Consider the following 26209-nt stretch of genomic DNA (forward strand, 5'->3'; position numbering starts at 1 on the left):
CATGAACCCAGCGACCGACAGCGAGCAGGAGCCGCACGGCGAGGGCCCTCGCGTGACCCGCGACGAGGTCCGCGACCTGGCCCGGATCCGCCGCAGCCGCGACGACCGGAAGGTCGCCGGTGTGGCGGCCGGTGTCGCGCGTCACCTGGACATCGACCCGCTCCTGGTGCGGATCGCGTTCGTGGTGCTCACCTTCTTCGGTGGCGGCGGCCTCATCCTGTACGGCGTGTGCTGGCTGTTCGTGCCCGAGGAGGGCACCGAGGACACGGTGATCCGCGTCGACGAGGGGGTGCGCACCGGGGCACTCATCGTCGGCGGCATCATCACCGTCGCCTCGGTGGTCGGCGACACCGTCGGCGGACCGGACTTCCCGTGGCCGCTGCTCCTCGCCGGACTGGTGCTGATCGTGGTGCTGGGCGGCAAGCAGGCGATCAAGCCCAGCGGCCCGACCCATCCCTGGCTGCGGGGCGGTCCCGCGGCCCCGCCGCCGGGCGGCCCCGCCGCGGGAGATCCCGCCTACCCGGGCTATCGCCCCGGTCCCCCGCCCCCGCCGCGCCGGCCGCGCGACCCGCGTCGCCGCGGACCACTGCTCTTCCCGTTCACCCTGGGGCTCGCGGCCCTCGGCGTGGGCATCCTGGTCACGCTGCGGCTCGCCGGCGTCGACATCGAGCCCTCGGCGTACCCCGCGACGGTGCTGGGCGTGACCGGCCTGATGCTGCTCGTCGGCGCGTTCTACGGCCGGGCCGGGGGCCTGATCCTGGTCGGCCTCATCGCCGCGGCCGCCACCGCCGTCACCGCCGTCACCGGCACCTTGGAGGTGGGGCAGGTCAAGCCGGTCCTGCAGCAGGCGTCCGACCTCGACGGCTCCTACGACCTGGGCGCCGGCGAGATCCTGATCGACCTGCGCGACATCCGCGACCTCGACGAGCTCGACGGCCGGACGCTCGACCTCGAGGTCGGCGTCGGCCACATCCTGGTCCTGGTGCCGAAGGACGGCCTCAACGTCGAGGCCAGGGCGACCATCGACGCCGGCGAGGTCTCCATGTTCGGCAAGACGACCGGCGACGACACCCGCGGCGACAACGGCACCGTCGCCGGCGACCCGACCCTGACCATCGACGCCGACCTCGACCTCGGCCAGATCGAGTTCCGGAGCGCAGCATGAGCCACCCCACACACGGCTACGACGACCCCGCCGCCGAGTACCCCCGCGAGCAGCCCGCCGCGGACGGCAGCCGCGACCGCCGTACCGGCTGGCACCCGGTCAACACCGGCCACCTCGTCATGGGCGTCGCCTTCACCGGGCTGGTGATCGTGTGGGCGCTGGTCACCAGCGACACCGTCGAGCTGGAGGACGCCGGCTGGCTGATGGGACTGCCCTGGCTGGTCGCCGGCGCCGCCGGCCTGCTCGCCTCCGTGCTGCGGGGACGTCGCCGGGAGGACGACGGGGACCAGCCCGGCTGGGACGGGCACCAGATGCGGGGCTGGCAGTGACGCTGCCGGCGCTGCCCGGGCTGCCCGGGCTGACCTCGCTGGTCGCGCTCGAGCGGCCCGACCTGGTCGCCCCTCCGGTTGCCGCCGCCCTGGCCGCCTGGCCGGGCGCGGAGCGGATCGCCGTCGTCGAGATCGACCCCGACCTCGCCGACACGGCCGCGATGAGCGCGGCGTACGACGTGCCGATGGCGGCCGGCGCCAACTGCGTCCTGGTCGCGGGCAAGCGGGAGGGCGAGGAGCGGATCGCGGCGTGCCTGGTGCGCGCCGACACCCGCGCCGACGTCAACCACACCGTGAAACGACTCCTCGACGTCCGCAAGCCGTCGTTCCTCCCGCTCGACCGGGCGGTGGCCGAGTCCGGGATGGAGTACGGCGGCATCACGCCGGTCGGGCTGCCGGCGGGCTGGCGGCTGCTGGTGGATGCCCGCGTCCCGGAGATGGAGCTCGCCGTCATCGGGTCCGGCCTGCGCCGCTCGAAGCTCCTCGTCCCCGGAGACCTGTTCGCCCACGCCCCGGGCGCCGAGGTCGTCGCCGGCCTCGCCAGCTGACGCCCGCTCACCCTTGTAACTAAGGGTTACAGCACGATTTCGGGTGCAGCAGCACCAAGGTAGTAGCAACAACGCCCGGGTAGATGCGTCTGGTGAGCCGGCCCGGCCACACGACCGACGAAGTCGGCCACGCCACGTCGCGGGCGTCCCTCGGGCGCTCGGCCCGGACATCTACCAGGGCGTTGTTGCTGCTACCCGGGCGTTGTTGCAGCGGATTTCGCGCCGTAACCCTTAGTTACAAGCGGCGGCCGCGCACCCTCAGTGGTCGAGACCGGTGACCCGGATGCCCGAGTGGGTCTTGTACTTGCGGTTGATCGAGATCAGCACGGCGGTGAAGGGCTCGAGGACCCGGGCGAGGCGCAGCTTGCCGCCGTCGACGCCGGGGCGGCCGGTCACGGAGGCGGCGAGGTCGATGGCGACCTGCTTGCCCTCGGCGGAGTCGCCGACCACGATGACGTCCTCGTCGAGGAACTCGTCCTCGCCCCACAGGGCGGGGGCGGCGACATTGTGGAAGGCGCCGACGACGGTGGCCTCGGGGGCGATCCGGGCGGCGGACTCGGCGGCCGAGCCCTCGCCGGCGTCGATGACCTGACCGTGGGCGCCGCGCTTGTCGAAGGCGAGCGGGTTGACGCAGGAGATGACGGTCTTGCCGTCGAGCGCGCCGTCGGCCGCCAGCGCGGCGACGAGGTCGTCGTGGCCGTCGTACGGGACGGCGAGGAGGACGACGTCGGCGGCGGCGATGGCGTCGGCATTGGCCGCGCCGCGGGCGGTGCCGGCGCCGGCCACCTCGGCCAGGCGCTCGGTCACCTCGGCGGCGACGGTCTCGGCCTTCTCGGCCGCGCGCGAGCCGAGGATGATGTCGTGGCCGTGGCGGGCGAAGCGGTAGCCCAGGCCCTTGCCCTGCGGTCCGGTGCCGCCGATGACGGCGACGGTGTAGCTGTTCGGGGTGTCTGAAGAAGTCACGCTCCTACCTATCACGGCGACGGATCCCGCCTGGCCGGGTCTCATCGCCGCGGCCATGGACATTGTGACAACATTACTGTCACAGTTGCGCTGTCGGCGACGTACCGCCGGCGCACCGTCACCGTGGCCGGGAGGCCAGAAGGGACTTTCATGAAGCTGTCGATGCCTCTCGTCTACGCCGGCAATCCACGCGCCTCGGCCGACCAGGTCGTCGCCCTGGAGAAGGCCGGACTCGACACCATCTGGGTCGCCGAGCCGTACGGGTTCGACGCACCCACCCTGATGGGCTACCTCGCCGCGAAGACCGAGACCGTCGAGATCGGCGCCGGCATCCTCAACGTCTACTCCCGCACCCCTGGCGCCCTGCTGCAGACCGCGGCCGGCCTCGACAACGTCTCCGGCGGCCGTGCGGTGCTCGGCCTCGGCGCTTCCGGCCCGCAGGTCATCGAGGGCTTCCACGGCCTGCCGTACGACCGGCCGCTGACCCGCACCCGCGAGATCATCGAGGTGCTCCGGATGGGCCTGCGCGGCGAGCGCCTCGACTACCAGGGCAAGACCGTCCAGGTCCCGCTCCCCGAGGGGCAGGGTCTCGGCCTCGGCAAGCCGCTCAAGCTGCTCAACAGGCCCGAGCGCGCCGACCTGCCGATCTGGGTCGCGGCCCTGGGCGACAAGAACGTGGCGATGACCGCCGAGGTCGCCGACGGCTGGCTGCCGTTCCTCTACTACCCCGAGAAGGCGAAGGACGTCTGGGGCGAGTCGCTCGCCGCCGGCACCGCGAAGCGTCCGGCCGACCTGAAGCCGCTCGAGATCTCGGCCGGCGGCATGGTCGCGATCGGCGACGGCCCCGAGACCAAGGCACTGCTCGACTTCATGCGCCCGCTCTACGCCCTGTACGTCGGCGGCATGGGCGCACGCGACAAGAACTTCTACAACCAGCTCGCGTGCGAGTACGGCTTCGAGAAGGAGGCCAAGGAGATCCAGGACCTCTACCTGTCGGGCAAGAAGAAGGAGGCCGAGGCGCTCGTCCCGCTCGAGTGGCTCGAGGCCGGCAACCTGGTCGGCCCCGCGTCGTACGTCCAGGAGCGGATCGCCGCCTTCCGCGAGTCCGGCGTGACCAACCTGTCCGTCTCGCCGGCATCCGACGACCCCGCCGGCACCATCGCACAGATCAAGGAGTGGGTGAGCTGATGCCCGAGCGTCCCAGCATCTACGAGACCGAGCACGAGGACTTCCGCGCGACCGTCCGCGCCTTCATGGAGCGCGAGGTCATCCCCCACCACGCGCAGTGGGAGAAGGACGGGATCGTCAGCCGCGAGGTGTGGCGCAAGGCCGGCGAGGCCGGCATCCTCAGCTTCGAGGTGCCCGAGGAGTACGGCGGCCTCGGCATCAAGGACTTCCGCTACAACGCGATCGTGGCCGAGGAGTGCGCCCGCGCCGGCGCCAGCGGCCCCGGGTTCGCGGTCCACACCGACATCATCGTCCCGTACCTCATCGCCATCGGGAACGACGAGCAGAAGGCGCGCTGGCTGCCCGGCACCGTCACCGGCGAGACGATCACCGCCATCGCGATGACCGAGCCCGGCGCCGGCTCGGACCTCCAGGGCATCCGCACCACGGCCGTCGACAAGGGTGACCACTACGTCCTCAACGGCTCGAAGACGTTCATCAGCAACGGCATCCTGTCCGACCTGGTCATCGTCGTGGCGAAGACCAACCCGGAGGCCGGCGCCCACGGCATCAGCCTGCTGGTGGTCGAGGAGGGCATGGCGGGGTTCACCCGCGGCACCAACCTCGACAAGCTCGGCCTCAAGGCGCAGGACACCGCCGAGCTCAGCTTCGACAACGTCATGGTGCCGAAGGCCAACCTGCTCGGCGAGGAGGGCCAGGGCTTCATCTACCTCATGCAGAACCTGCCCCAGGAGCGCGTGTCCATCGCCACGATCGCGATCGCCGCGATCGAGCACGTCCTCGACCTCACCCTCGACTACGTCAAGTCCCGTGAGGCGTTCGGCAAGCCCATCGCCAAGTTCCAGAACACCCGGTTCACGCTGGCCGAGATGGCCACCGAGGCCTACATCGCCCGGGTGTTCGTCAACCACTGCATCGAGCAGCTCAACAAGGGCGAGGTCGACACCGCGCTGGCGTCGATGGCGAAGTGGTGGACCACCGAGCTGCAGAAGAAGATCGTCGACCAGGGCGTGCAGATGCACGGCGGCTACGGCTACATGATGGAGTACCCCATCGCGAGGGCCTACGCCGACACCCGGATCCAGACGATCTACGGCGGCACCACCGAGATCCAGAAGGAGATCATCGGGCGGTTCCTCGGCCTCTGATCGCTCCGCTCCGCCCCGACGACCCCGGAATGTCACATTCCGGGGTCGTCGTGTGTCTGGTGGTCGGCGCAGACTTCCGGTGAAGGCAAAGAGTTCCCGCCCCGCGATGAATCAGGGGCGATCTCAGGGTCGGACCCGGAGGAATCCCGATGCCGTCCGCCCCACCCACCGGAGAAGTGTGACCACCATGCACCGTCAGATCGCCGGAAGACTGACCGGCCCCGTCACGAAGTGGATCGTCCTCGTGGCGGTCATCCTGATCGCCGGCGGCCTCGGCTCGTTCGCCGGGAAGCTGGTCGACGTCCAGAACAACGAGACCGAGTCCTGGCTGCCCGAGAGCGCCGAGTCGACCCGGGCCTTCGAGAGGCTCGAGGCCTTCCAGGACCCCTACGACGTCGGCACCACCGTCGTCTACTACCGCGCGGCCGGGCTCACCGAGACCGACCTCGCCGCCATCGAGGACGACGCCGTCGAGATCGCGAGACTCGACGGCGTCAGCGACGTGATCACACCCGCGGGCGCAGCGGCGGCCGGCGTACCGGCGCCCTTCGTGTCCGCGGACGGGCAGGTCGCCAAGCTCGAGTTCACGCTCAACTTCGGGGACAAGCTGTGGGAGGAGCTGCCGGACCTCAAGCCCGAGATCGACAAGATCATCGCCATCGACGGCGTCGAGTCCTATCTCGCCGGCGCCGGCGGTCAGAGCGCGGACGCCGCGACGATCTTCTCCTCGGGCGACAGCAACCTGCTGATGATCACGCTGGGCGTCGTCATCCTGATCCTGCTGGTGACCTACCGAAGTCCGATGCTGTGGCTGCTGCCCATCATCAGCGCGGTGGTCGGGCTCGGTGCGTCCATGGGTCTGCTCTACTTCCTCGCCAAGCACACCGGCCTCACCGTCAACGGGCAGACGCAGTTCATCCTCACCGTGCTGGTGATCGGGGCAGGCACCGACTACGCCCTGCTGCTCGTCGCCCGGTACCGCGAAGAGCTGCGCCGGCACCAGGACCGGCACGAGGCGATGGCGTTCGCCCTCCACCGGGCCGCGCCGGCGATCCTGGCCAGTGCGGCGACCGTCGTCGTGGGGCTCCTGTGCCTGATGTTCGCCGACCTCAACTCGACCGCCGGCATGGGCCCGGCCAACGCGGTCGGCGTCGCGGTCACCTTCGTCGTCATGGTCACCCTGCTCCCCGCCCTGCTGGTGATCTGCGGGCGCTGGGTGTTCTGGCCGTTCGTGCCCCACTTCGGCACCGCCGAGCCGACCGCCTCGGGGCTGTGGGCGAAGGTCGGCAGGGGCATCGCCCCGCGACCGCGGATCGTCTGGGTCGGCACCGCCGCGGCGCTCGCCGTCCTCTGCCTCGGGTTCCTGCGCCTCGACACCGGCGGCATCCCGAGCGACGAGCAGTACACGCAGGCCCAGGACTCGGTCACCGGTCAGACGATCCTCGTCGACCACGGTCTGGTCGACGCGAGCACCCCGATCCAGGTCGTGGCGAAGGCCGACCAGGCCGACCGGGTGATCACGGCCATGTCGCGTGTCGACGGCATCGCCACACCGGTCGAGGTCGCCAGCCTGGACGGCACCGCGCTCATCGTCGCGGATCTCCACAGCGATCCCTACTCCGACACCGCCTTCGACGCGGTCCACGACGTGCGGGAGGCGGTGCACGGCGTACCGGACGCCGATGCGCTGACCACCGGCATGTCGGCGGTCACGGTCGACGTCATGGAGGCGTCGGCCCGGGACAACAAGGTGATCATCCCGATCGTCCTGGGCGCCGTGCTGCTGATCCTGATCGGACTGCTCCGCTCGGTCCTCTCGCCGGTCATCCTGGTCGGCACCGTGATCCTGTCGTTCGGAGCGGCCCTCGGCATCTCCGGCCTGGTCTTCGACCTGATCTACGACCGTGGGCACACCGATCCGGGGTTCCCGCTGTTCGCGTTCGTCTTCCTGGTCGCCCTGGGCATCGACTACAACATCTTCCTGATGACCCGGGTCCGCGAGGAGGCCGCGATCCGCGGCACCCGCCGAGGCTCGCTGATCGCGCTGTCCTCGACCGGTGGGGTGATCACCTCCGCAGGGCTGGTGCTGGCGGCGACCTTCGCGATGCTCGGGACGATGCCGATGACGTTCACCCTCCAACTCGGTACGACGGTCGCGCTGGGCGTCCTGCTCGACACGATGATCGTCCGGTCGGTCCTGGTGACGGCGATCAACCTCGACCTGGGCGGCCGCATCTGGTGGCCGAGCAGGCTGGACCGTGGGACCACGACGGTCAGCGAGCCGCCGAGCGCGGAGGAGGCGAAGGTGCCGGCCCTCTGACCGATCGCGTGGGCCTGACGGGCGGGCGTCCGGTCTCTGGGTGGGACGCGATCAGTGGCGGGTGTCCACCCGTTAGTCTCTTCACGATGTCCGAGACGCCCACTCCCCAGCAGGTTCGTCGTGCGTTGGCCCGGGCGGAGCGTGGTGCGGCGCTGGATGTGGGTGAGGCGGAGGCGCTGCTTGCCGCGACCGGGGAGGAGTTGGACCGGTTGTGTGCGGCGGCGGTGAAGGTCCGCGATGCGGGCCTGGTCGCGGCGGGCCGAGTGGTGGCTGGTCGGGGTGTGGTGACGTTCTCGCCGAAGGTGTTTGTGCCGGTGACGCGGTTGTGTCGGGATCGGTGTCATTACTGCACGTTCGTGGAGACTCCGGCCCAGGCGGCGCGGGAGGGGCGGGCGCCGTATCTGTCGCCGGACGAGATCCTCGACATCGCCTCTCGGGGTGCTGAGCTCGGTTGTCTCGAGGCGTTGTTCACGTTGGGCGATCGGCCGGAGGATCGGTGGCCCGAGGCGCGGGCGTGGTTGGACGAGCAGGGCTATGACTCGACCATCGCGTATGTCCGGGCGATGGCGGTGCGGGTGTTGGAGGAGACCGGTCTGCTGCCCCACCTCAACCCGGGTGTCATGAGTTGGGAGGAGTTGAACCGGCTCAAGGCGGTGTCCCCGTCGATGGGGATGATGCTGGAGACCACCTCCACCCGGCTCTATGAGACGAAGGGCCTGGCGCATTACGGGTCGCCGGACAAGGACCCCGCGGTGCGGTTGCGGGTCTTGGAGGACGCCGGGCGGCTCAACATCCCGTTCACGACGGGGTTGTTGGTCGGGATCGGGGAGACCCTCACCGAGCGCGCGGAGACGATCTTCGCGCTCAGGAGGGTCTCCCGCGCCTACGGGGCGGTCCAGGAGGTGATCGTGCAGAACTTCCGCGCGAAGCCCGACACCGCGATGCGTCATGTCGACGATCTCGACCTCGCGCAGTACCGCGCCGCGATCGCGGTCACCCGGATCGTGTTGGGCCCGAAGGCACGGATCCAGGCACCCCCGAACCTGGTCGACCTGACCGAATGCAGGGCGTTGCTGGATGCCGGGGTCGATGACTGGGGTGGCGTGTCGCCGCTGACCCCGGATCATGTGAACCCCGAACGGCCCTGGCCCTCGCTGGACCGGCTGCGGTCGATCACCGAGCAGTGTGGGTTCGACCTCAAGGCCCGGTTGACCGTGCATCCGGACTACGTGACCGGGGCGTTGGGTCGCGGTGAGGCGTGGATCGACCCGCGGCTGCACGCCCACGTCGCGGCGTTGGCCGATCTTGACGGCAGCGTCGCCGGGATCCCTGGGCTGGCGATCCCCGACGTGCGACCGGTCGGCTTGGCCTGGCAGGAGCCCGACGGCGGGTTCGACGCCGCCCACGGACGCGGACGGACCGACCTGCACGAGGCCGTGGACAGCGAAGGCCGTAGCGAGGACCGGCGTTCGGATTTCGCCTCGGTGTACGGCGACTGGGCCACGGTCGGTGAGGCAGCCGCGATCACCAGCACCCCGGCCGTTTTGCACGCGGAAGGTGGTGACGCGCTGCGGGCTGCGGAGCGTGATCCGGGGAACCTGTCCGATGAGCACGCCCTGACGTTGATGACCGCCGAAGGGGACCTGCTGCGCCAGGTGATCGGGTTGGCCGACGACCTGCGCAAACAGGTCGTCGGGGAGGTGGTGACGTATGTGGTGAACCGGAACATCAACTTCACCAACGTCTGCTACGTCGGGTGCCGGTTCTGCGCGTTCGCGCAACGCCGCACCGACGCGGATGCCTACTCCCTGTCCTATGCCGAGGTCGCCGAGCGTGCCCAGGAGGCCTGGGACCTGGGCGCGACCGAGGTGTGCATGCAGGGCGGGATCGACCCCGAGCTGCCCGCGACCGCCTATTTCGACATCGCCGCCGCGGTCAAACAGCGGGTGCCGGGCATGCATGTCCACGCGTTCTCCCCGATGGAGGTCGTCAACGGCACCGCCCGCACCGGCCTGAGCGTGGAGGACTTCCTCATCAAGGCCCGCGAATCCGGTCTGGGGTCGCTGCCCGGTACTGCCGCGGAGATCCTCGACGACGAGGTCCGCTGGGTCCTGACCAAGGGCAAGCTGCCCGCCTCGACCTGGGTCGAGATCGTCACCACCGCGCACCGCATCGGACTGCCGACCACGTCCACGATGATGTACGGCCACGTCGACAACCCGCGGCACTGGGTCACCCACCTGGGCGTGCTCAAGAACATCCAGGACACCGCCCGTGAGAACGGCAGCAGCGGGTTCACCGAGTTCGTGCCCCTCCCGTTCGTCCACACCTCCGCACCGATCTACCTCGCCGGCGTGGCCCGGCCCGGCCCGACCCTGCGCGACAACCTCGCCGTGCACGCGATGGCCCGGATCCTGCTCCACGGCCGTATCGACAACATCCAGACCTCCTGGGTCAAGCTCGGCACCACCGGCACCCAAGCGATGCTGTCCGCCGGCGCCAACGACCTCGGCGGGACCCTCATGGAAGAGACCATCTCCCGCATGGCCGGCTCCGAGCACGGCTCCGCCAAAACCGTGGCCGAACTGGTCCAGATCGGCCACGGCATCAACCGACCCGTCCACGAACGCACCACCCTCTACACCGAGCCACCCGCCCGTCAGACCGGCTGATCCGGCGACGGACCGCGGCCGGTCCGACGCTCCCGCCAGGCGCGGAACCGCAGCCAGCCTCGGCGCACCGTCCGCCAGGCCAGCCAGAGCAGCACCAGCCCCGCGACCAGCAGCACGGCGGCGACCGTCGCGGCCGCGTACGGGTGCTCGACCGCGAACCACACCACGGCCAGCACGGCGACGTCCTCGCCGACGCTGATGCCGATATTGCTGAACGGCTCGGGCACCGTGTTGACCGCCATCCGGGTGCCGGTCTTGACCGAGTGCGACGCGAGCGCGCTGCCGCCGCCGACGACGCCGCCGACGAGCTCGTTCAGGGCCGTCGAGTCGCCGGCGATGAGCACCCCGACCACGCCGCCGACCAGCGGCCGGATCGCGGTGGAGACGACGTCCCACGCCGAGTCGACGTACGGGATCTTGTCGGCCACGAACTCGAAGGCGTACATGAGCCCGGCGACCGTCAGCACGTCCCAGCGGCCGAGCACGTCGGGGATCGACGCGAAGGCGCCGACCCGGTCGGCCATGCCGAGCACCAGCACGACCAGGTAGCTGTTGATCCCGCTGGCCCAGCCCGAGGAGAACGCCAGGGCGAGTGATTCCACGTCACCAGCGTAGGTCCCCGCGACTCCCGGGTACCGCACCTCGCATGAGCACCAACGATCCCGAACAGTACGAGGGCTACAGCGTCGACGACGAGGACCAGCTCCAGCCCGAGGACACCCTGGCCGACGGGGACGTCGAGGACGAGCTCGACCGCGGCTACTCGCCGCCGGAGCGGTACTCCGCCGCCCAGCGCTACGGAAACACGCCGTGGGAGCAGGCGCACGACCGGCCGCTGGACGACCGGCTGGCCGAGGAGGAGCCGGAACCCGACCCGGACGCGGAGCGGTCGGCGACCGCGGACCCGGAGGATCCCGACGCCGAGGTGGGCGACGTGCGGGCCGGCCGGCTCGTGGAGCCCGACGAGGGCGCCGGCGACGACGTCGAGAAGGACCTGGTGGCCGACGACGTCGGCATCGACGGGGCGGGCGCCAGCGCCGAGGAGGCGGCGATGCATGTGATCCCCGACGACGAGGAGTGAAGGACAGGTCTGCTCAGCGCGGGCCGGGGTACCTCAGGACAGGGCCGAGCGGCCCCCGACGAAGGAGGGAAAAGTGGCACTCATCTTGTGGATCCTGGCGGTGATCCTCGTGGTCTCCGGCATCTTCAGCCTCTTCCGGGGCGAGCTGCTCTGGGGAATCGTGCTGATCGTCGTGGGCCTGCTGGTCGGTCCCGGAGGCGTCAGCCTCTTCACCTGACCACTCCCCTCGCGAGCGCAACCAGCTGAGCCCGGGCCGCACGGTCCGGGCTCAGCGCCTGCTCAGCGCCCGCTCAGGGCGTGCGAACGCCGCCGTAGATGCCACGGCGCACGACCCACGGCTGGAGCACCCGCCGCACCGACCACGCCGGGAACCGGAACGGGTGACCGGACGGCGCGAACACCCGCAGTCCGTCGGCCTCGGGACCGAGCACCGATCCCCAGCGTCGGCGCGGTGGCGCGAACTCTCGGAGCCGCCGACCCGCGAGGTGCGCCCCGATATTGGCCGCCAGCAGCCGGTCGGCGCGGTTGCGGGCCGAGGAGCGCAGCGCGTCGGTCGCGGCGACGTCGCCGATCGCGAAGACGTCCGGCGTGCCGGCGACCCGCAGGGTCGGCTCGACCCGCACGAACCCGGCCTCGTCGAGCAGGTCGGCCGGGAGCCAGGCGGTGTTCGGGCGCACCCGGCCGATCGCCCAGACGACCGCGTCGGCCGGCGTCTGCGGCTGGCCGGTGGTCCAGGCCACCGGACCACCGGTGATCTCGTCGGCGGCGAAGCCGTCCGGTACGTCGGCCCGGTGCCCTGCGAGCAGTTCGACGCCCGCGGCGGCGAGTCGGCGGCGGACGACGTCCCACACTCGGGGATGGTGCCGGGGCAGGGCCCGTTCGCCGGGGAAGGCCAGGCGCACCGTCGTACCGGACCACCGGGTCGCGGCCTGCAGCGCGGTGCTGACGGCCGCCGCTCCCCCGCCGACCACGAGCACCGCTTCCGCGGCGGCCAGCCGGGCGTGCGCCTGCTCGACGGCGGCGCTGACGTCCGCCTCGGTCTGGAAGCCGGGCCGGCGCCAGAACCCGTTGCTCACGCCGGTGGCGAGCACCAGGACGTCGTACCGGATCGTCTGTTCGCCGACGGCGACGCTCCGCGCCTCCCGGTCGAGGCCGGTCAGCTCGCCGTGCACGATCTCGACGCGGTCGAGGCGGCGGAACCTGTCGAAGGCGATGCGGTAGTCACGAGCCCACGCCTCGGGGCGGGCCAGGCGCAGTCCGAGCTCCTGGCCGCTCACCAGCCCGGGCTTGCTGGAGATCCCGACGACGTCGACCGCGGTCCGGGCGAGCTGGATCGCCGTCAGCAGGCCGCTGTCGCCGAGGCCGGCGACGACGACGCGCGGTCGGCTCACGTCGCCCGGGCCCGGCGAGGTGGGCGCGGCACCAGCATCGGCACCCGCTCGACGACCTCCTGGTACGCCGGCCGGCGCTCGAGACTGCGCCGTTCCATCATCGGGATGCTCGCGCCGAGGAACATCGCCACCATGCCCACGCCGCCGACGCACAGCCACCACCAGTCCCCCGGCGCGGCGGCGATGCCGAACAGCGCCAGGCTCCACCAGAAGCCGATCTCGCCGAAGTAGTTGGGGTGGCGGGACCAGGCCCACAGCCCTCGGTCCATGACCTGGCCGGGGGTGCGCTCCGCGACGAAGTCGCGCATCTGGGCGTCGGCGACGAGCGCCAGGAGCACCGCTCCCAGGCCGACCACCAGCGCGATCCCGTCGAGCCAGCCGAGGTCCCGGCCCGGGCGGGTCAGCACGGCGTAGGCCGGGACCAGGCCGAGGAAGACCTGGAGCGTCGGCACCAGGTGGATGCCGACGAGATCGGCCGGCAGCTCGAAGCGGCCGGCCCGCTCCCGCACCAGCGGATAGCGCCAGTCCTCGTGGTGCAGGCCGGGAAAGGTGCGCACCCAGTTGGCGGTCAGGCGCACCGCCCACACGACGATGACGCCGAGCACCAGCCACGCCCGCGGGTCGTCGAGTGCGACGTCCGCGGCGAGCCACCAGTAGCAGGCGAGGTACGGCGGCAGCACGCTCCAGTACGCGTCGTAGAAGCTCGAGTTTCGGTGGATCCGGCTGGCCGCGAAGACCACGAGGGTGGCCAGGATGTCGGCGACCAGCCCGTCGAGCCACAGCCAGGGGGTGTCCGGGCCCACCAGCAGCCAGATCGTCGCGACACCGAACGCGACGACGTAGGCCAGGGCCACTCGGACGAGGGACGCGGTCCTGCTCACAGGAGGGACCCTACAAGAACACGTTCTACTTGCGGTGCGGTTCCAGGACCGCAGCCCTCGTCCGACGTCACGCGTCGCGGCGACGCCTCACAGCCGCGGTCCGGCCACGGTCGCGGAGAAGCCGGCGTACGCGCGGGCGAAGGTGCGCGCCGCGGTAACCAGTTCGTCCACCTCGACCCACTCGTCGGCCGTGTGGGCCTGACGGATCGACCCTGGCCCGTAGACGACGGTGGGGATGCCCAGCCGGTTGCGGAGGAACCGTCCGTCGGTGCCGAGTGAGAGACCGACGAAGGAGTCACTTCCGGTCAGCTCCGCGACGAAGCGCGGGAACGGGTGATCGGGCGCGATCTCCGACGGCTCGACGACGACCAGCTGCCGCAGCGTGTACGCCGCGCCGGGACAGGCCGCATCGATGACCCGGCGCAGTCCGGCGAAGACGGTGTCGACGCTCTCCCCCGGCGCCGTACGACGATCGAGCACGAAGGTGCACGACGGCGCCACGACATTGCGTGCCACGCCGCCGTCGACGAGCGCGACATTGCAGGTCGGGGTGCCGACCTGGGGATGGACGACGTCGGAGACCGCACCGTCGTGCAGAGCGGTGATCATCCGGGCGGCGTCGGCGATGGCCGAGCGTGCCGCCCCCGGCTCGGAGCCGTGCCCGGCCTCGCCCTCGACGTGGACCTCCACCTGCACGGTGCCACGCTCGGCGACAGAGACACGGAGCTCGGTCGGCTCGGGCACGATGCACGCGTCCGCGCCCACCCGTCCGGCGGCGACGAGGGCCTCGGTACCCGCCGCGCCGCCGGTCTCCTCGTCGGCAACCAGGTGGAAGACGATCGCTGCGCGGGGCTCGATGCCGACTGCCCGGCAGGCGGCCAGGCCCTCGATCGCCGACGCGATGCCGCCCTTCATGTCCGCCGCCCCGCGCCCGTACAGGCGGGTGCCGACCCGGGCCGGCTCGAAGGGCGGACGGGTCCAGGCCTCAGCGACGACGGGGACGACGTCGATGTGCCCGTTGATCAGCAAGGTGCCCTCGGCCCGGTCCTCTGGCGGCCGGTACGTCGCCAGGACCGACGGCCGTCCGGGCACGGGCTCGACGACGTCGACGTCACACCCGAGGGCCTCGAGTACGCCGACGAGGTCCGCGACGACCGATGCCTCGCGGCCCGGCGGGTTCTGGGTGTCGCAGCGGATCAGCGTCTCGGCGAGCGCGACCAGCCGCTCGGGCGAGACGCCGTCGGCGGCATCCGGACGGCCGATCACGCGATCTCCTCCGGGCGCAGGATCCCCACGTCGGCCAGTCCCCGCACGAAGCCGGCGAGTCCGGGCCGGTCGCGGACCAGCTCGGACATGGCGGCCCGGCCGAGCTCGGTCCGGCCGGACCGCAGAGCGACCACCGCGCGCCACAGGTCCGCCTCCCGGTTGTCGCCCAGCAGTGCGGCCGCGGCGCCGAGTCGCTCGATCATCGCCGCGGCCCGGCCGGTGTCGATGTCCGTGCGTGCCCCGATCACCAACGGCGCCGCGAAGAGGGCCGCCCCCACGGCAGCGAAGCCCTCCTGGATCGGCAGCAGTCGCTCGAGCTCGGCCACCGGATCGGGATGGTCGTCGACCCGCAGGTCGGCCAGGACCTCGCGCCACGGGGTCTCCGTACGGCGACCGCTCACCACCGTCACCGCCGCGGACTGGGAGCCGCGCGCATCGCCGCCCGCGGCCTCGGCGGCCCGCAGCGAGGCGACCAGGCGTCGTACGAGCGGCTGGTCGGTGGGCCCGTCGAGAAGCATCGCCGGGGCGACGGCGTCCGACGCGAGCATGTTGCCGGCCGCGCACGACGTGGCGTCGAGCGCTCGGCTCACCTCCGGCGCGCAGGCGTGCCCGTGATGCTCGGCGCTGCGGCCGGACCCGTCCATGACGAGGAGCTGCCGGTACTCGGCCAGCGGATCCGCGGCCACCAGGCTGCGCACCACCTGGTCGGGAGCGCGTCCCTGCCGCAGGAGCTCGATGCCCAGATGCGGCCAGTCGGTGTTGGCGAACGCCTGGCTGACCACCACGCCGACTCCGGCCTCCGCGCGGGCGACGACGGAGCCTACGGCGAGGAAGTGGGACTGCACGGCGTAGCCGAGGGAGCCGTCGCGCGGGTCGAAGCCGATCACGGAGAAGGTCATCGCGCACCCGCCGGACGCACAGTCGCCATACGCACCCGGACCCCGACGAGCGCCAGGCTGACGCCCGGGATGCCCGTCATCGCTCGCCCCTGACCCGGGGCAGCAGCTCGGCCGCCAACCGGGCGACCTCGGCCTCGGCGTCGTCGCCGGGCACCAGGCAGAAGCTCACCGCCGTGGCGCCCGCCTCGCCGAGCCGCCGGATCTTGCGGGCGCAGGTGTCCGGGTCCCCGACGATCGCGAGGTCGTCGATCCAGGCGTCGGGGATCTTGGCGACGGCCTCGTCGAACGGCAACGTCGCGAGGTGGGCCGCCTCGTCGGCGATGCCGTGCGCCTGGGTCATCGGGTTGCGTGGTCCGGCCAGCAGGTAGATCGCGAACAGCTCGCGCAGCCGCTCACGGGCTTCCAGCGCGTCGTCGGCCATGCTGACGAACGTGTAGGCGACGAGGTCGAAGTCCTCACCGGCACCGCCCTCGGCGATCGCGGCGGCCGCCCAGCGGACGTACTCCTCGCCCGCGAGCACCGACAGGATCGCGCCGTCGGCGACACCGCCGGCCGTCCGCAGCGCCTTCGGCCCGCCGACGCCCAGGAAGAGCGCGGGCGGCGCGCTCGGCGCGTGCTCGAGCCGGACGCCGGAGGCGACGAAGTCGTCGTTCTCCGTGGTGAGCTCGCCGCCCTCGAGCAGCAGCCGCAGCGCGCCGATCGTGTTCTTCAGCGCGGTCAGCGGCTTGGCCGGGCCGATGCCCATCTGCTCCAGCCAGTCCGGAACGCCGACCCCGACGCCGGCGGTCAGCCGGCCCGGGTAGATCTCGGCCATCGTCGCCAGCTCCATGGCCAGCAGGGCCGGGTGCCGTGAGGCGGTGGGCAGGATGCCGATGCCGACGGGGAGCGCGGTGTGGGCGAGCGCGGCGCCCGCGGTCGCGATGCCGCCGGTGAAGAAGTAGTCCTCCCCCACCCACAGCTCGTCGAACCCGCCGGCCTCGGCGGCGCGGGCCAGGGCGATCGTCTCGCCCGGGGGCTGCGCGCTGCCGAGGACCAGGCCGATCCGGGGGACGGTGCTGCTCGTCGTACCCATCTCAGACCCCCTCGGGAAGGGGGTTCCACGGCACCCAGCCGAGGCCGCGCGACGCCGTCGAGCCGCCGAGCCCGGGTCGCTCCTCGTCGAGCGGGGGCAGCGCGGTGATCTGGGTGTGCCACATCCGCCACTCGAGCGCGCCCGCGCCGTTGTCGCGGTGGTAGATCTCGGTGGCCCGGCCGACGGTGGCGTCGACGTTGTCAGCCGTCCACTCGCCGCCGTCGACCATCTCGGCCTCGATCGAGAACTCGCATGCGAGCCAGGCCATGTCGCCCTTGACCTCCAAGCGCATCACCTTCGTCGTCATGCCGCCGGACTGGTCGACGATGTCGCGGTAGAACTCCCACAGGGCCGTCTTCTCGCGCATGTTGAAGTAGGGATGCCCGTTGAAGTTGAACATCAGGTACTCGTCGCCGGGCTCGGGGAAGACCTTGCTCATGCGCGGGATGTCCCAGTCCAGGTTCGACTCCCACCACTCGCGGTGCAGGTGCAGGATCTGCTCGATGTCCTCCTTCGGTGCGGTACGACGGGCGAAGGCCGGTGCGGTCATGGGAACGGTTCCTCTCGTTGGGGTGATTGATGTCGTCAGCGGCCGAGGACGTGCGCGCGGACCAGATCCGCCACGTCACCGGCGGCGCCGTAGATGGGGAGGTGACCCTGGCCCGCGAGGACCGCGAGCCGCCCACCGGTACGCCGGGCGAGCTCGGCCGAGTCGGCGACGGGGCACCCCAGATCGTGCTCCCCGACGACGGCGAGCACCGGGCAGAGGATGCCGTCGACATGGTCGAGGGCAGCGCTGGCCGCCGCGGCACGCCAGATCGCGGCGACCTGGGCCCGGGCGGCCTGCGGCACCGTGTGCGTCACGGCCTCGGCGACCTGCGCGGGCGTGAGCCCTGGCTCACCGGCGACGATCGTGCGCAACAGCTCGCGCGCGCCGAGACGCTCGAGCTCGCCGAGGAACTCCGCGGTGTCGGCGGCGCTCGCGGCCCGGCAGGCGCCGCCCACGGAGGTGAGCGTGGTGAGCCGGGCGGGGTCGGCGGCAGCGAGAGCGGCGAGCACCGCCGCACCGACGGACGCGCCGACACCGTGGGCCGCGGGCCAGCCGAGCTCGTCGAGCACGTGCCGGCAGGCCGTCGCCCAGGTGGCGAGGTCGTAGCTCTCACGACGTGCCGACCGGCCGTGCCCGGGCAGGTCGACGGCGACGTAGTCCCAGTCGGCCGGTAGGTGTGCGACGACCGGGTCCCAGCTCGCCGCCTGGAGGTTCGCCGGGTGCACCAGGAGCAGCCGGCGCACGGCGGGACCGGTCGCCTCGCGGAGCAGCACGGACACGCCGCCGCGCAGCTCCACGCGTCGCGGGAGGACGGCGGAGGGGATGGACACGATCGCGACCTTACACTTTTCTTGTAAGTTTAGTCCATGGCGAACGGGCTCGAACCGATCGATAGGGTGGCGTGATGACCCACCCCGCGCAGAGCTGGCGCACGATCGGTGACGTCGCCGCCGAGGTCGGCGTGAGTCCCCAGACCCTGCGAGTGTGGGAGAAGCAGGAGCTCCTGGTGCCGGACCGCACCGGGGGCGGCCAGCGCCGCTACACCCCCGATCAGGTCACCCGTGCGCGCCAGATCGCCGAGCTGCGCCGCCGCCACGGTTGGAACCCCGCGGCGATCCGGATCTCACTGACCGGAGCCCCCCCGGCCGCGCCCGCCCAACAGCCGGCGCAGCCCGACGGCGCCCGGCTCCGCCGCGCGCGGCTCGCCCGCGGTCTCTCGCTGGCGACACTGGCGCGCGCGGCGGACACCTCGACCGCCCACCTCTCGTCGATCGAGCGCGGCCTGGACCGCCCCTCGACCCAGCTGGTCGCCCGACTCACCGACGCCCTGGGCATCCCGATGAGCGGGCTGGCGGACTTCCACGCGACCGATGCGAGCGTCGTACGCGAGGGCGACCGGGCACCCGTCCAGCTCGAGAACGGCGCCCATTGGGAGGAGCTCTCCATGCCGGGCCACCAGTTCGAGGCGGCCATGCTCACGATCGCGCCCGGCGGGTCGAGCGGCGGCCCGTACTCCCGGCCCGGCGAGACCTTCGCCCATCTGCTGGACGGCCAGGTCGAGTTCCGCCTCGGCGGCACCTCCAGCGACCACGAGCAGACCGCGGAGGCCACGACCGTCGGCCCCGGCGACTCGATCACCGTGCCGCCCAGCATCTTCCTGTCCTGGAGCAACCCCGGCACGGTCCCGGCGCGCTGCCTGTGGTTCGAGCTGCTCCCGCCGCACGCCTGGTCCGACCCGATGACCCAGCGCATCGTCCGCGCCGCGTCGGGGGTCACGCCCCTCCCCTAGCCTGCCGGGTGGCCCGTCGGACCGGTCATCTCCCGCGGGCCATCCCGAGATCGCCGTCGAGCAGCTGCCGACTCCGGACGATCGCCGCCTCCTCGCGCACCGCGTCGTGGCCTCGGGTCAGCAGCCAGTACGCCGCCGCGGGGGCCGCCAGTCCGATCACGAACGCCAGGTCGACGCCGCCGACGTCGTCCAGCAGCGGGCCCTCGATCGACCCGACCCGAACGAACGGCGCGAGCGCGAGCAGGCCGAACAGATAGGACACCAGGCCGCGCCAGCCCCACAGCCCGTAGATGCCGTCCGGCTTGAAGATCTCCACCACGGCGTAGTGCCCCCGCCGGACGAAGTAGTAGTCGACCAGGTTGACCGCCGTCCACGGCACCAGGACGTAGAGCATGATCGTGACGAAGTCGTTGAAGCTACCGAGGTACGACGCGGGCAGCCAACGCGCGACGGCGAACACGGCGACCGCCGCGCCGGCGATGCCGAGCGCCCGGCTCCGCGCCGAGATGCGCAGGCCCGGCCGGAAGGACTGGACGATGCTGAGCGAGGACAGCATGGCGCCGTACAGGTTGATGCCCATGAGCGCGATCGCCCCCGGCACCAGCACCAGCACCACGGCGAACTGCCCGAACCCGGCGAACCACTGGTCGCCGATCTCCTGCAGATTGGGCAGCGCATCCGGAACCGAGACCGACGTGGCGACGAAGTTGCCCAGCGACATCAGCCAGAGGGCCGACAGCCCGGCCCCGAGGTAGGTCCAGCCGATGACCGCCCGCTGGGAGGTGCTGGCGGGCAGATAGCGCGAATAGTCGGAGACGTAGACGGCGTACCCGAGCTGGTAGCCGGTCGCCGCGACGAACTGCGCGAGCCAGGCGGCCCAGGTGAAGCCGCCGTCGGGGCCGGGCGCGGCCGGCGTCAGGTTCGCCAGCGCGAGCACGGTGAGGATGCCGAACACCGGCACCACCAGATAGGGCAGCCAGCGCAGCACCACGTGCAGCAGGTCGTAGCCGAAGATCGCGAGCCCGGTCGCCAGGGCGACGATGACGATGCTCCACAGGAGCGTGCTCCCACCGAGGTACGACGCCAGCACCTGCGACCCGAGCAGGACGCCGAACGAGCTGAACCCGAGGTAGACACCGATCACCGCGACCATGGGGACGCTGGCACCGCGCAGGCCGAACTGCGCGCGCGACTGGATCATCTGCGGCAGGCCCATCGTGGGCCCCTGGTTGGCATGGAAGGCCATGAAGCAGGTGCCGAACAGGATGCCCGCGATCGTCGCGACCAGCGACCAGGTGAGGGAGAGGCCCAGCACGGGTCCGACGAAGCCGACGACCATCGTGGTCGGCACGAACTGCCCGGTGAACCAGAAGGGCGCCTGCTGCCATGCCTTCCCGTGCCGCTCCGCCTGCGGGACGTAGTCGATGGACCGGGTCTCCAGCTCCATCCTGCGTCCCCGGGGCGACGTCGTCGCCCCGGTCTCGATCCCCTCGGTCGCCGCCATCCCGCACCTCTCTCGCGCCGGTCGTTGGCGAGAAAGTTACATCGTTCTTGTAGATTTGTCTGCAGTCAGGAAGAATATTCCGCGCGGCGCCTGTGCCCGCGCTGGGGTCGCCGAGTGTCGGTCGAGAGCCGGGTCGCGCGCGGGTCAAGCCCCGTGCGGGCTACTCCCACTCGATGGTGCCCGGGGGCTTCGACGTGATGTCGACGGTGACCCGGTTGACCTCGGCCACCTCGTTGGTGATCCGGGTCGAGATCCTCTCCAGCACCTCGTAGGGCAGCCGCGCCCAGTCGGCGGTCATCGCGTCCTCGGAGGTGACCGGGCGCAGCACGACGGGGTGGCCGTAGGTGCGGCCGTCGCCCTGGACCCCGACCGAGCGGACGTCGGCGAGGAGTACGACGGGCATCTGCCAGATGTCGCCGTCGAGGCCGGCCGCGGTCATCTCCTCGCGGGCGATGGCATCGGCCTCGCGGAGCAGGTCGAGCCGCTCGCGGGTGACCTCGCCGATGATCCGGATGCCGAGGCCGGGGCCCGGGAACGGCTGGCGCTGGACGATGACGCTGGGCAGGCCGAGCTGGGCGCCGACGGCGCGGACCTCGTCCTTGAAGAGCTCGCGCAGCGGCTCGACGAGCTCGAACTCGAGGTCCTCGGGCAGCCCGCCGACGTTGTGGTGCGACTTGATGGTCGACGTACCGGCGCCATGGCCGGACTCGACGATGTCGGGGTAGAGGGTGCCCTGGACGAGGAAGCCGACCTTGGTCCCCTCGGGCGCGTCCTTGATGACCTCGAGCTCGGCACCCTCGAAGGCGCGGATGAACTCGCGGCCGATGATCTTGCGCTTCGCCTCCGGCTCGCTGGTGCCGGCGAGGGCGTCGAGGAACTGCTTCTCGGCGTCCACGATGACCAGCTTGGCGCCCGTCGCGGCGACGAAGTCACGCTCGATCTGCTCGGTCTCGCCCTTGCGCATCAGGCCGTGGTCGACGTACACACACGTGAGCCGGTCGCCGATCGCCTTCTGCACGATGGCCGCGGCCACAGCGGAGTCGACGCCGCCGGACAGGCCGCAGATGGCGCGGCCGTCGGGGCCGATCTGCTGGCGGATCCGGGCGATCTGCTCCTCGGCGATATTGCCGATGGTCCAGGTCTGCCGGCAGCCGGCGATGTCCCAGAGGAAGTGCTCGAGGATCTTCTGGCCGTGCTCGGAGTGCAGCACCTCGGGGTGCCACTGGACGCCGGCCAGGCCGCGGTCGACGTCCTCGAAGGCCGCGACGGGGGTGACCTCGGTGGAGGCCAGGACGGCGAAGCCCTCGGGTGCCGCGGTCACGGAGTCGCCATGGGACATCCAGGCGTTGTGCTCGGCGGGGAGGCCGGCGAGCAGCGTGCCCGGGAGGCTGGTCGTCACCCGGGTCCGGCCGTACTCGCGGGCGCCGGTGGCCGAGACGGTGCCGCCGAGGCCGCGCGCCATGAGCTGGAATCCGTAGCACATGCCGAACACGGCGGGCCCGGACGAGAAGAGGGCCGGGTCGATCGTCGGCGCGCCCTCCTCGTAGACCGACGAGGGGCCGCCGGAGAGGATGATCGCCTTCGGGTTGCGCGCGACCATCTCGGCCACCGGCATGGTGTGCGGCACGATCTCGGAGTAGACCCGCGCCTCGCGCACCCGGCGGGCGATCAGCTGGGCGTACTGGGCCCCGAAGTCCACCACCAGGACCAGGTCGTGCTCGGGCTGGTTCTCCACGGCCTGCGTCATGGCCGAATCGTATCGGCGGGGTGCCCGTGGCCCCGAACCCGCGTCGTACCCGGAAAACGCACCAGGGCCCGGCCGGGGAGGGAGGGTGGCCGGGCCCTGATTGTCCACGCAGCTGATGGACAGTGCCTGGACCGAGCCCGGTCTTCGGGAGGGAGCGTGAATTCCCGGGCTCGGTCGTTCAACGACCCCCCGATGGGCGGGTTACGCCGGGTTCGGACAACTTCGGCGAAAAGTTCTGAGCCGGCCCGGGGAGCCTCCGGACCGCCTCGTCAGGCACACCGGTCCCTCAGCTCACTCCGACGATCGGCAGCCGCAGTGCCGCCGGGGCGTCCGCGGGGACGACCGGTGCCACGGGGGCGACCGGCTCGATCTGCCGGTAGGCGTCGCCGAGCGGCGGGCGGGTGTCCCGCTCGCCCCTGTTGGGCCAGTAGGCCATCGCCCGCTCAGCCTGGGCGGTGATCGTCAACGACGGGTTCACCCCCAGGTTGGCCGAGATGGTCGACCCGTCGACGATGTGGAGGCCGGGATGCCCGAAGACCCGCTGGAAGGGGTCGACCACGCCGCTCTCGGGGCTGTCGCCGATGGTGCAGCCGCCGATGAAGTGGGCGGTGAGCGGCCGGTTGAACGGCTCTCCGATGGTGCCGCCGGCGGTGCCGCCGCCCATCGCCGCGGCCATCCGGCGCACGGCGTCGTTGGCGGCGGGGATCCAGGTCGGGTTCGGCTCACCGTGGCCCTGCCGGGACGACAGGATCCACTTCCCGGCCACCCGGCGCGGGAAGGTGGTGATCGAGTTGTCGACCGACTGCATCACCAGGGCGATCACGACGCGCTCGGACCAGTGCTTGACGTCGTAGAGGTCGCGGACCCGCTTGCGCTCCTTCCACAGCTCCTTGAGCCATACCTTCCAGCGCGGGTCGGGCCCGTCGCCGTCGGTGAGCACGGTCTGCATGAGCGACATCGCGTTGCTGCCCTTGCCGTAGCGCACCGGCTCGATGTGGGTGTGCTCGTCGGGGTGCCACGAGGAGGTGATCGCGACGCCGTCGGTGTAGTCGACGTCGGAGCCCTGCGGCGCGATCGCGCCGAGGATCGACTCGGAGTTGGTCCGGGTCAGGTGGCCGAGCCGGTCGGAGACGTTCGGCAGGTCGCCCTCGGCCTTGAGCCGGTGGAGCAGCTTCTGGGTGCCGAGCGCCGCGGCGGAGAAGACGACCTGCTCCGCGGTGAACGTCTTGGTGGCCGTACGGCGCGACAGCTTCGCCTTCGTCCACCGGGTGTCGACCTGGTAGCCCCCGCCGGCCAGCGGGCGGACCCGGGTCACGGTGGTGAGCGGGTGCACCTCGGCGCCGTTGCGCTCGGCGAGGTAGAGGTAGTTCTTGACCAGGGTGTTCTTGGCGTTGTGCCGGCACCCGGTCATGCACTCGCCGCAGTCGCGACAGGTGTTGCGCGTCGGGCCGGCGCCGCCGAAGTAGGGGTCCTCGACCGACTCGCCCGCCGACTGCGAGGGACCGCCGAAGAAGACCCCGACGGGCGTGTGGTGGAAGCTGTCGCCGACGCCCATCTCGTCGGCGACCTTCTTCATCACCTCGTCGGAGGGTGTCATCCGCGGGTACTCGACGACGCCCAGCATCCGCTTGGCCTGGTCGTAGTACGGCGCCAGCTCGGTCTTCCAGTCGGCGATGTGGGCCCACGACGGGTCCCGGTAGAACGGCTCCAGCGGCTCGTAGAGGGTGTTGGCGTAGACCAGTGAGCCGCCACCGACGCCCGCACCGGCGAGGATCAGGCAGTCCTTGACCATGTCGATGCGCTGGATGCCGTAGCAGCCGGCGGCCGGGGCGTAGAGGTACTTCTTGAGGTCCCAGGAGTTGTCGGCGAAGTCGGCGTCCGTGAACCGCGCGCCGGCCTCCAGTACGCCGACCCGGTAGCCCTTCTCGGTCAGCCGCAGCGCGGTGACCGAGCCGCCGAACCCGGAGCCGATCACCAGGACGTCGTAGTCGAACCCGCTCATGCGCGCCCCAGCTTGTCCATGATCCGCAGCGAGGCGGACATGAACCTCGCGTAGCCCTCGTCGGACATGCCGAGCATCGGCCCGAACCGGATCAGCCGCTGGGTCGCCACGGACTGGGTCTCGGTGTAGCGGTGGATCCCCTCGCCGCCCTGGCGCCGCCCCATCCCGGACTCCCGCATGCCACCCATGGGGGCGTCGATGCTGGCGAAGGTGGCGCCGAACGCCTCGTTGACGTTGACCGTGCCGCACTTGATCTGACGCGCGATCGCGCGGCCGCGGGCGGTGTCGCGGGTGTAGACCGAGCCGTTGAGGCCGTACTCGCCGTCGTTGGCGCGGGCGATCGCGTCGGCCTCGTCGTGGAACCGGTAGATCGAGACCACCGGGCCGAAGGTCTCGTTGCCGAAGCAGGTCATCTCGGGCGTGACGCCCTCGAGGATGGTCGGCTCGTAGTAGTACGGCGCCAGGTCGGGCCGCGCGTTGCCTCCGGCGAGCACGCGGGCGCCCTTGGCGACCGCGTCGTCGACGTGGGCGGTGACGGTCTCGAGCTGGTCGGCCGAGATCAACGTGCCCATGTCGGCGTCCCAGCTCATCGTCGCGCCGAGGCTCATCGCCTTGGTGCGCGCGACGAAGCGCTCCACGAAGCGGTCGTAGACGGCGTCGGCGACGAACATCCGCTCGGTGGAGACGCAGAGCTGGCCGGCGTTGGAGAAGCAGGCCCGCACCGCGCCCTCGGCGGCGCGCTCGACGTCGGCGTCGCGCAGCACCAGGATCGGGTTCTTGCCGCCGAGCTCCAGCGAGCAGCCGATCAGCCGCTCGGCCGCCTGCTTGGCGATGATCCTGCCGGTGGCGGTGGAGCCGGTGAAGCAGATGTAGTCGGCGCGCTCGATGATCGGCGTGCCGAGCTCCCGGCCCGGGCCGGCGACGACCTGCCACAGGTCGCGGGGGAAGCCGGCCTCCTCCAGCAGCTGCGCGCCGAGCAGCGCGGACAGCATGGTCTGCGCATCCGGCTTGGTGACCACCGCGTTGCCCGCGAGCAGGGCCGGCAGACCGTCGCACAGGGCCATGGTGAACGGGTAGTTCCACGGCGAGATGATGCCGACGACGCCCTTGGGGACCCGGTTGAGCTCGACCTTCGTCAGCACCGGCACGACGCCCGGGCGGCGCTGGGTGTCGAGGTGCCGGCGCGCGGTGCGGGCGTAGTAGCGCGCGGTGAGCGCGATGTGGAGCGGCTCGTCGAACGCGTGCTTGCGCGCCTTGCCGGACTCGAGCTGGATGAGGTCCATGATCTCGGCCTGCCGGTCGAGCACGATGTCGTGCAGCCGGTGCAGGATCCGGGCCCGCTCGTCGATCGACACCCGCGCCCACGCCGTCTGCGCCACCCGCGCCCGGCGGAACGCCTCGGCGACGTCCTCGGTGCTCGACTGCGGGATGTTGGCGACCGGCGCGCCGTTGATCGGCGAGTGGACCTGGGTGGTCCGCCCGGTCGTCGCCAGAACCCGGTCGGTGAGCCGGGCGACGTGCTCCGGCTCGAGGGCGTACGACGCGCGCGGGTCGTGCTCGGGGTCGTGCGGGCCCTCGACGGACCGCCCGCCCTGGCCTTCGGAGGACGCGCCGGAACCGGAGATCGCTTCACTCATGTGACGAGGGTAGGTGAGCGGGGTCACCCACGGCTACCGATCGGTAACAGATGTGCT

At 71.5% G+C, this 26209-nt stretch carries 23 protein-coding genes; 10 read left to right on the forward strand and 13 right to left on the reverse strand.

Annotated features, from left to right (window positions below; genetic code table 11):
• Position 1: 1 nt before the first annotated feature.
• Genes RB608_RS03215 through RB608_RS03225 form a run of 3 tightly spaced genes read left to right on the forward strand, consistent with a single transcriptional unit; the run spans position 2 to position 2042 of the window.
• Positions 2-1165 carry a PspC domain-containing protein gene (locus RB608_RS03215; protein ID WP_308086361.1) on the forward strand — a complete coding sequence of 388 codons (1164 nt, stop codon included), beginning with the start codon at positions 2-4 and terminating at the stop codon, positions 1163-1165.
• Positions 1162-1494: a hypothetical protein gene (locus tag RB608_RS03220; protein WP_308086362.1), complete on the forward strand. Its 333-nt coding sequence runs from the start codon at positions 1162-1164 to the stop codon at positions 1492-1494. The genes RB608_RS03215 and RB608_RS03220 overlap by 4 nt, the downstream gene beginning before the upstream one ends.
• Entirely contained in the window at positions 1491-2042 is a 552-nt protein-coding gene (locus RB608_RS03225; RefSeq protein WP_308086363.1) for a YbaK/EbsC family protein, read from the forward strand. The genes RB608_RS03220 and RB608_RS03225 overlap by 4 nt, the downstream gene beginning before the upstream one ends.
• A gap of 258 nt (positions 2043-2300) precedes the next feature.
• Here RB608_RS03225 and npdG read toward each other — a convergent pair whose 3' ends face one another.
• Positions 2301-3005 (reverse strand): NADPH-dependent F420 reductase, encoded by a 705-nt coding sequence (npdG, locus tag RB608_RS03230; RefSeq protein WP_308086364.1) that lies wholly within the window; start codon positions 3003-3005, stop codon positions 2301-2303.
• Positions 3006-3155: 150 nt separating this feature from the next.
• Here npdG and RB608_RS03235 point away from each other — a divergent pair, with 150 nt between their 5' ends.
• The 4 genes from RB608_RS03235 (at position 3156) to RB608_RS03250 (ending at position 10333) form a co-directional block, all read left to right on the forward strand.
• Positions 3156-4193 (forward strand): LLM class F420-dependent oxidoreductase, encoded by a 1038-nt coding sequence (locus RB608_RS03235; protein ID WP_308086365.1) that lies wholly within the window; start codon positions 3156-3158, stop codon positions 4191-4193.
• Positions 4193-5341 (forward strand): acyl-CoA dehydrogenase family protein, encoded by a 1149-nt coding sequence (locus RB608_RS03240; protein WP_308086366.1) that lies wholly within the window; start codon positions 4193-4195, stop codon positions 5339-5341. The genes RB608_RS03235 and RB608_RS03240 overlap by 1 nt, the downstream gene beginning before the upstream one ends.
• A 187-nt stretch (positions 5342-5528) precedes the next feature.
• Positions 5529-7661 (forward strand): MMPL family transporter, encoded by a 2133-nt coding sequence (locus tag RB608_RS03245; protein WP_308086367.1) that lies wholly within the window; start codon positions 5529-5531, stop codon positions 7659-7661.
• A gap of 86 nt (positions 7662-7747) precedes the next feature.
• The gene (locus RB608_RS03250) at positions 7748-10333 is read left to right on the forward strand and encodes a bifunctional FO biosynthesis protein CofGH (protein ID WP_308086368.1); all 2586 of its coding nucleotides are present in this window, start codon (positions 7748-7750) and stop codon (positions 10331-10333) included.
• Here the strand turns inward: RB608_RS03250 and RB608_RS03255 are convergent.
• Positions 10321-10935, reverse strand: a complete 615-nt coding sequence (locus RB608_RS03255) for a DUF4126 domain-containing protein (protein ID WP_308086369.1) — start codon at positions 10933-10935, stop codon at positions 10321-10323. The two genes, RB608_RS03250 and RB608_RS03255, sit on opposite strands and share 13 nt — an antisense overlap.
• A 44-nt stretch (positions 10936-10979) precedes the next feature.
• Between RB608_RS03255 and RB608_RS03260 the strand changes: the two genes are divergently transcribed.
• Both RB608_RS03260 and RB608_RS03265 read left to right on the forward strand, forming a co-directional pair.
• Positions 10980-11414 (forward strand): DUF5709 domain-containing protein, encoded by a 435-nt coding sequence (locus tag RB608_RS03260; RefSeq protein ID WP_308086370.1) that lies wholly within the window; start codon positions 10980-10982, stop codon positions 11412-11414.
• 73 nt (positions 11415-11487) lie between these two features.
• Positions 11488-11631, forward strand: a complete 144-nt coding sequence (locus RB608_RS03265) for a GPGG-motif small membrane protein (RefSeq protein WP_174245237.1) — start codon at positions 11488-11490, stop codon at positions 11629-11631.
• Between the two features lie 73 nt (positions 11632-11704).
• Here RB608_RS03265 and RB608_RS03270 read toward each other — a convergent pair whose 3' ends face one another.
• The 7 genes from RB608_RS03270 to RB608_RS03300 form a co-directional block, all read right to left on the reverse strand.
• A complete protein-coding gene (locus RB608_RS03270; protein WP_308086371.1) occupies positions 11705-12805 on the reverse strand; it encodes an FAD-dependent oxidoreductase in 1101 nt (366 codons plus the stop codon).
• Positions 12802-13686 (reverse strand): DUF1295 domain-containing protein, encoded by an 885-nt coding sequence (locus RB608_RS03275; RefSeq protein ID WP_308086372.1) that lies wholly within the window; start codon positions 13684-13686, stop codon positions 12802-12804. The genes RB608_RS03270 and RB608_RS03275 overlap by 4 nt, the downstream gene beginning before the upstream one ends.
• A gap of 87 nt (positions 13687-13773) precedes the next feature.
• Positions 13774-14952 carry an ArgE/DapE family deacylase gene (locus RB608_RS03280; RefSeq protein ID WP_308086373.1) on the reverse strand — a complete coding sequence of 393 codons (1179 nt, stop codon included), beginning with the start codon at positions 14950-14952 and terminating at the stop codon, positions 13774-13776.
• Positions 14949-15851 carry a DUF1028 domain-containing protein gene (locus RB608_RS03285; protein WP_308086374.1) on the reverse strand — a complete coding sequence of 301 codons (903 nt, stop codon included), beginning with the start codon at positions 15849-15851 and terminating at the stop codon, positions 14949-14951. Before RB608_RS03285 ends, RB608_RS03280 begins: the two co-directional genes overlap by 4 nt.
• A gap of 76 nt (positions 15852-15927) precedes the next feature.
• Entirely contained in the window at positions 15928-16923 is a 996-nt protein-coding gene (locus RB608_RS03290; RefSeq protein WP_308086375.1) for an LLM class flavin-dependent oxidoreductase, read from the reverse strand.
• Between the two features lies 1 nt (position 16924).
• A complete protein-coding gene (locus RB608_RS03295) occupies positions 16925-17473 on the reverse strand; it encodes a nuclear transport factor 2 family protein (protein WP_308086376.1) in 549 nt (182 codons plus the stop codon).
• A gap of 35 nt (positions 17474-17508) precedes the next feature.
• Positions 17509-18303: an alpha/beta hydrolase gene (locus RB608_RS03300; RefSeq protein WP_308086377.1), complete on the reverse strand. Its 795-nt coding sequence runs from the start codon at positions 18301-18303 to the stop codon at positions 17509-17511.
• A gap of 74 nt (positions 18304-18377) precedes the next feature.
• On the opposite strand from RB608_RS03300, the gene RB608_RS03305 reads away from it, so the two are divergent.
• Positions 18378-19262, forward strand: coding sequence for a MerR family transcriptional regulator (locus RB608_RS03305; RefSeq protein ID WP_308086378.1), 885 nt, complete (start codon positions 18378-18380; stop codon positions 19260-19262).
• Positions 19263-19287: 25 nt separating this feature from the next.
• Here RB608_RS03305 and RB608_RS03310 read toward each other — a convergent pair whose 3' ends face one another.
• From RB608_RS03310 to RB608_RS03325, 4 genes are all read right to left on the reverse strand, one after another.
• Complete coding sequence (locus RB608_RS03310; RefSeq protein ID WP_308086379.1) at positions 19288-20766, reverse strand: cytosine permease; 1479 nt, start codon at positions 20764-20766, stop codon at positions 19288-19290.
• A gap of 160 nt (positions 20767-20926) precedes the next feature.
• Positions 20927-22513, reverse strand: a complete 1587-nt coding sequence (gene guaA, locus RB608_RS03315; protein WP_308086380.1) for a glutamine-hydrolyzing GMP synthase — start codon at positions 22511-22513, stop codon at positions 20927-20929.
• A 286-nt stretch (positions 22514-22799) separates the two neighbouring features.
• The gene (locus RB608_RS03320; protein ID WP_308086381.1) at positions 22800-24515 is read right to left on the reverse strand and encodes a GMC family oxidoreductase; all 1716 of its coding nucleotides are present in this window, start codon (positions 24513-24515) and stop codon (positions 22800-22802) included.
• Entirely contained in the window at positions 24512-26152 is a 1641-nt protein-coding gene (locus tag RB608_RS03325) for a succinic semialdehyde dehydrogenase (RefSeq protein WP_308086382.1), read from the reverse strand. Before RB608_RS03325 ends, RB608_RS03320 begins: the two co-directional genes overlap by 4 nt.
• Positions 26153-26209 lie beyond the last annotated feature (57 nt).

This window comes from Nocardioides sp. LHD-245 (genome assembly GCF_030929495.1).
GTDB lineage: Bacteria > Actinomycetota > Actinomycetes > Propionibacteriales > Nocardioidaceae > Nocardioides.

Bases quoted from the DNA above. Each gene is read 5' to 3' on its own strand.
- RB608_RS03215 (WP_308086361.1), top strand. From the start codon at position 2: ATGAACCCAGCGACCGACAGCGAGCAGGAGCCGCACGGCGAGGGCCCT.
- RB608_RS03220 (WP_308086362.1), top strand. From the start codon at position 1,162: ATGAGCCACCCCACACACGGCTACGACGACCCCGCCGCCGAGTACCCC.
- RB608_RS03235 (WP_308086365.1), top strand. From the start codon at position 3,156: ATGAAGCTGTCGATGCCTCTCGTCTACGCCGGCAATCCACGCGCCTCG.
- RB608_RS03240 (WP_308086366.1), top strand. From the start codon at position 4,193: ATGCCCGAGCGTCCCAGCATCTACGAGACCGAGCACGAGGACTTCCGC.
- RB608_RS03245 (WP_308086367.1), top strand. From the start codon at position 5,529: ATGCACCGTCAGATCGCCGGAAGACTGACCGGCCCCGTCACGAAGTGG.
- RB608_RS03250 (WP_308086368.1), top strand. From the start codon at position 7,748: ATGTCCGAGACGCCCACTCCCCAGCAGGTTCGTCGTGCGTTGGCCCGG.
- RB608_RS03260 (WP_308086370.1), top strand. From the start codon at position 10,980: ATGAGCACCAACGATCCCGAACAGTACGAGGGCTACAGCGTCGACGAC.
- RB608_RS03285 (WP_308086374.1), bottom strand. From the start codon at position 15,851: ATGACCTTCTCCGTGATCGGCTTCGACCCGCGCGACGGCTCCCTCGGC.
- RB608_RS03290 (WP_308086375.1), bottom strand. From the start codon at position 16,923: ATGGGTACGACGAGCAGCACCGTCCCCCGGATCGGCCTGGTCCTCGGC.
- RB608_RS03295 (WP_308086376.1), bottom strand. From the start codon at position 17,473: ATGACCGCACCGGCCTTCGCCCGTCGTACCGCACCGAAGGAGGACATC.
- RB608_RS03305 (WP_308086378.1), top strand. From the start codon at position 18,378: ATGACCCACCCCGCGCAGAGCTGGCGCACGATCGGTGACGTCGCCGCC.
- RB608_RS03310 (WP_308086379.1), bottom strand. From the start codon at position 20,766: ATGGCGGCGACCGAGGGGATCGAGACCGGGGCGACGACGTCGCCCCGG.
- guaA (WP_308086380.1), bottom strand. From the start codon at position 22,513: ATGACGCAGGCCGTGGAGAACCAGCCCGAGCACGACCTGGTCCTGGTG.
- RB608_RS03320 (WP_308086381.1), bottom strand. From the start codon at position 24,515: ATGAGCGGGTTCGACTACGACGTCCTGGTGATCGGCTCCGGGTTCGGC.
- RB608_RS03325 (WP_308086382.1), bottom strand. From the start codon at position 26,152: ATGAGTGAAGCGATCTCCGGTTCCGGCGCGTCCTCCGAAGGCCAGGGC.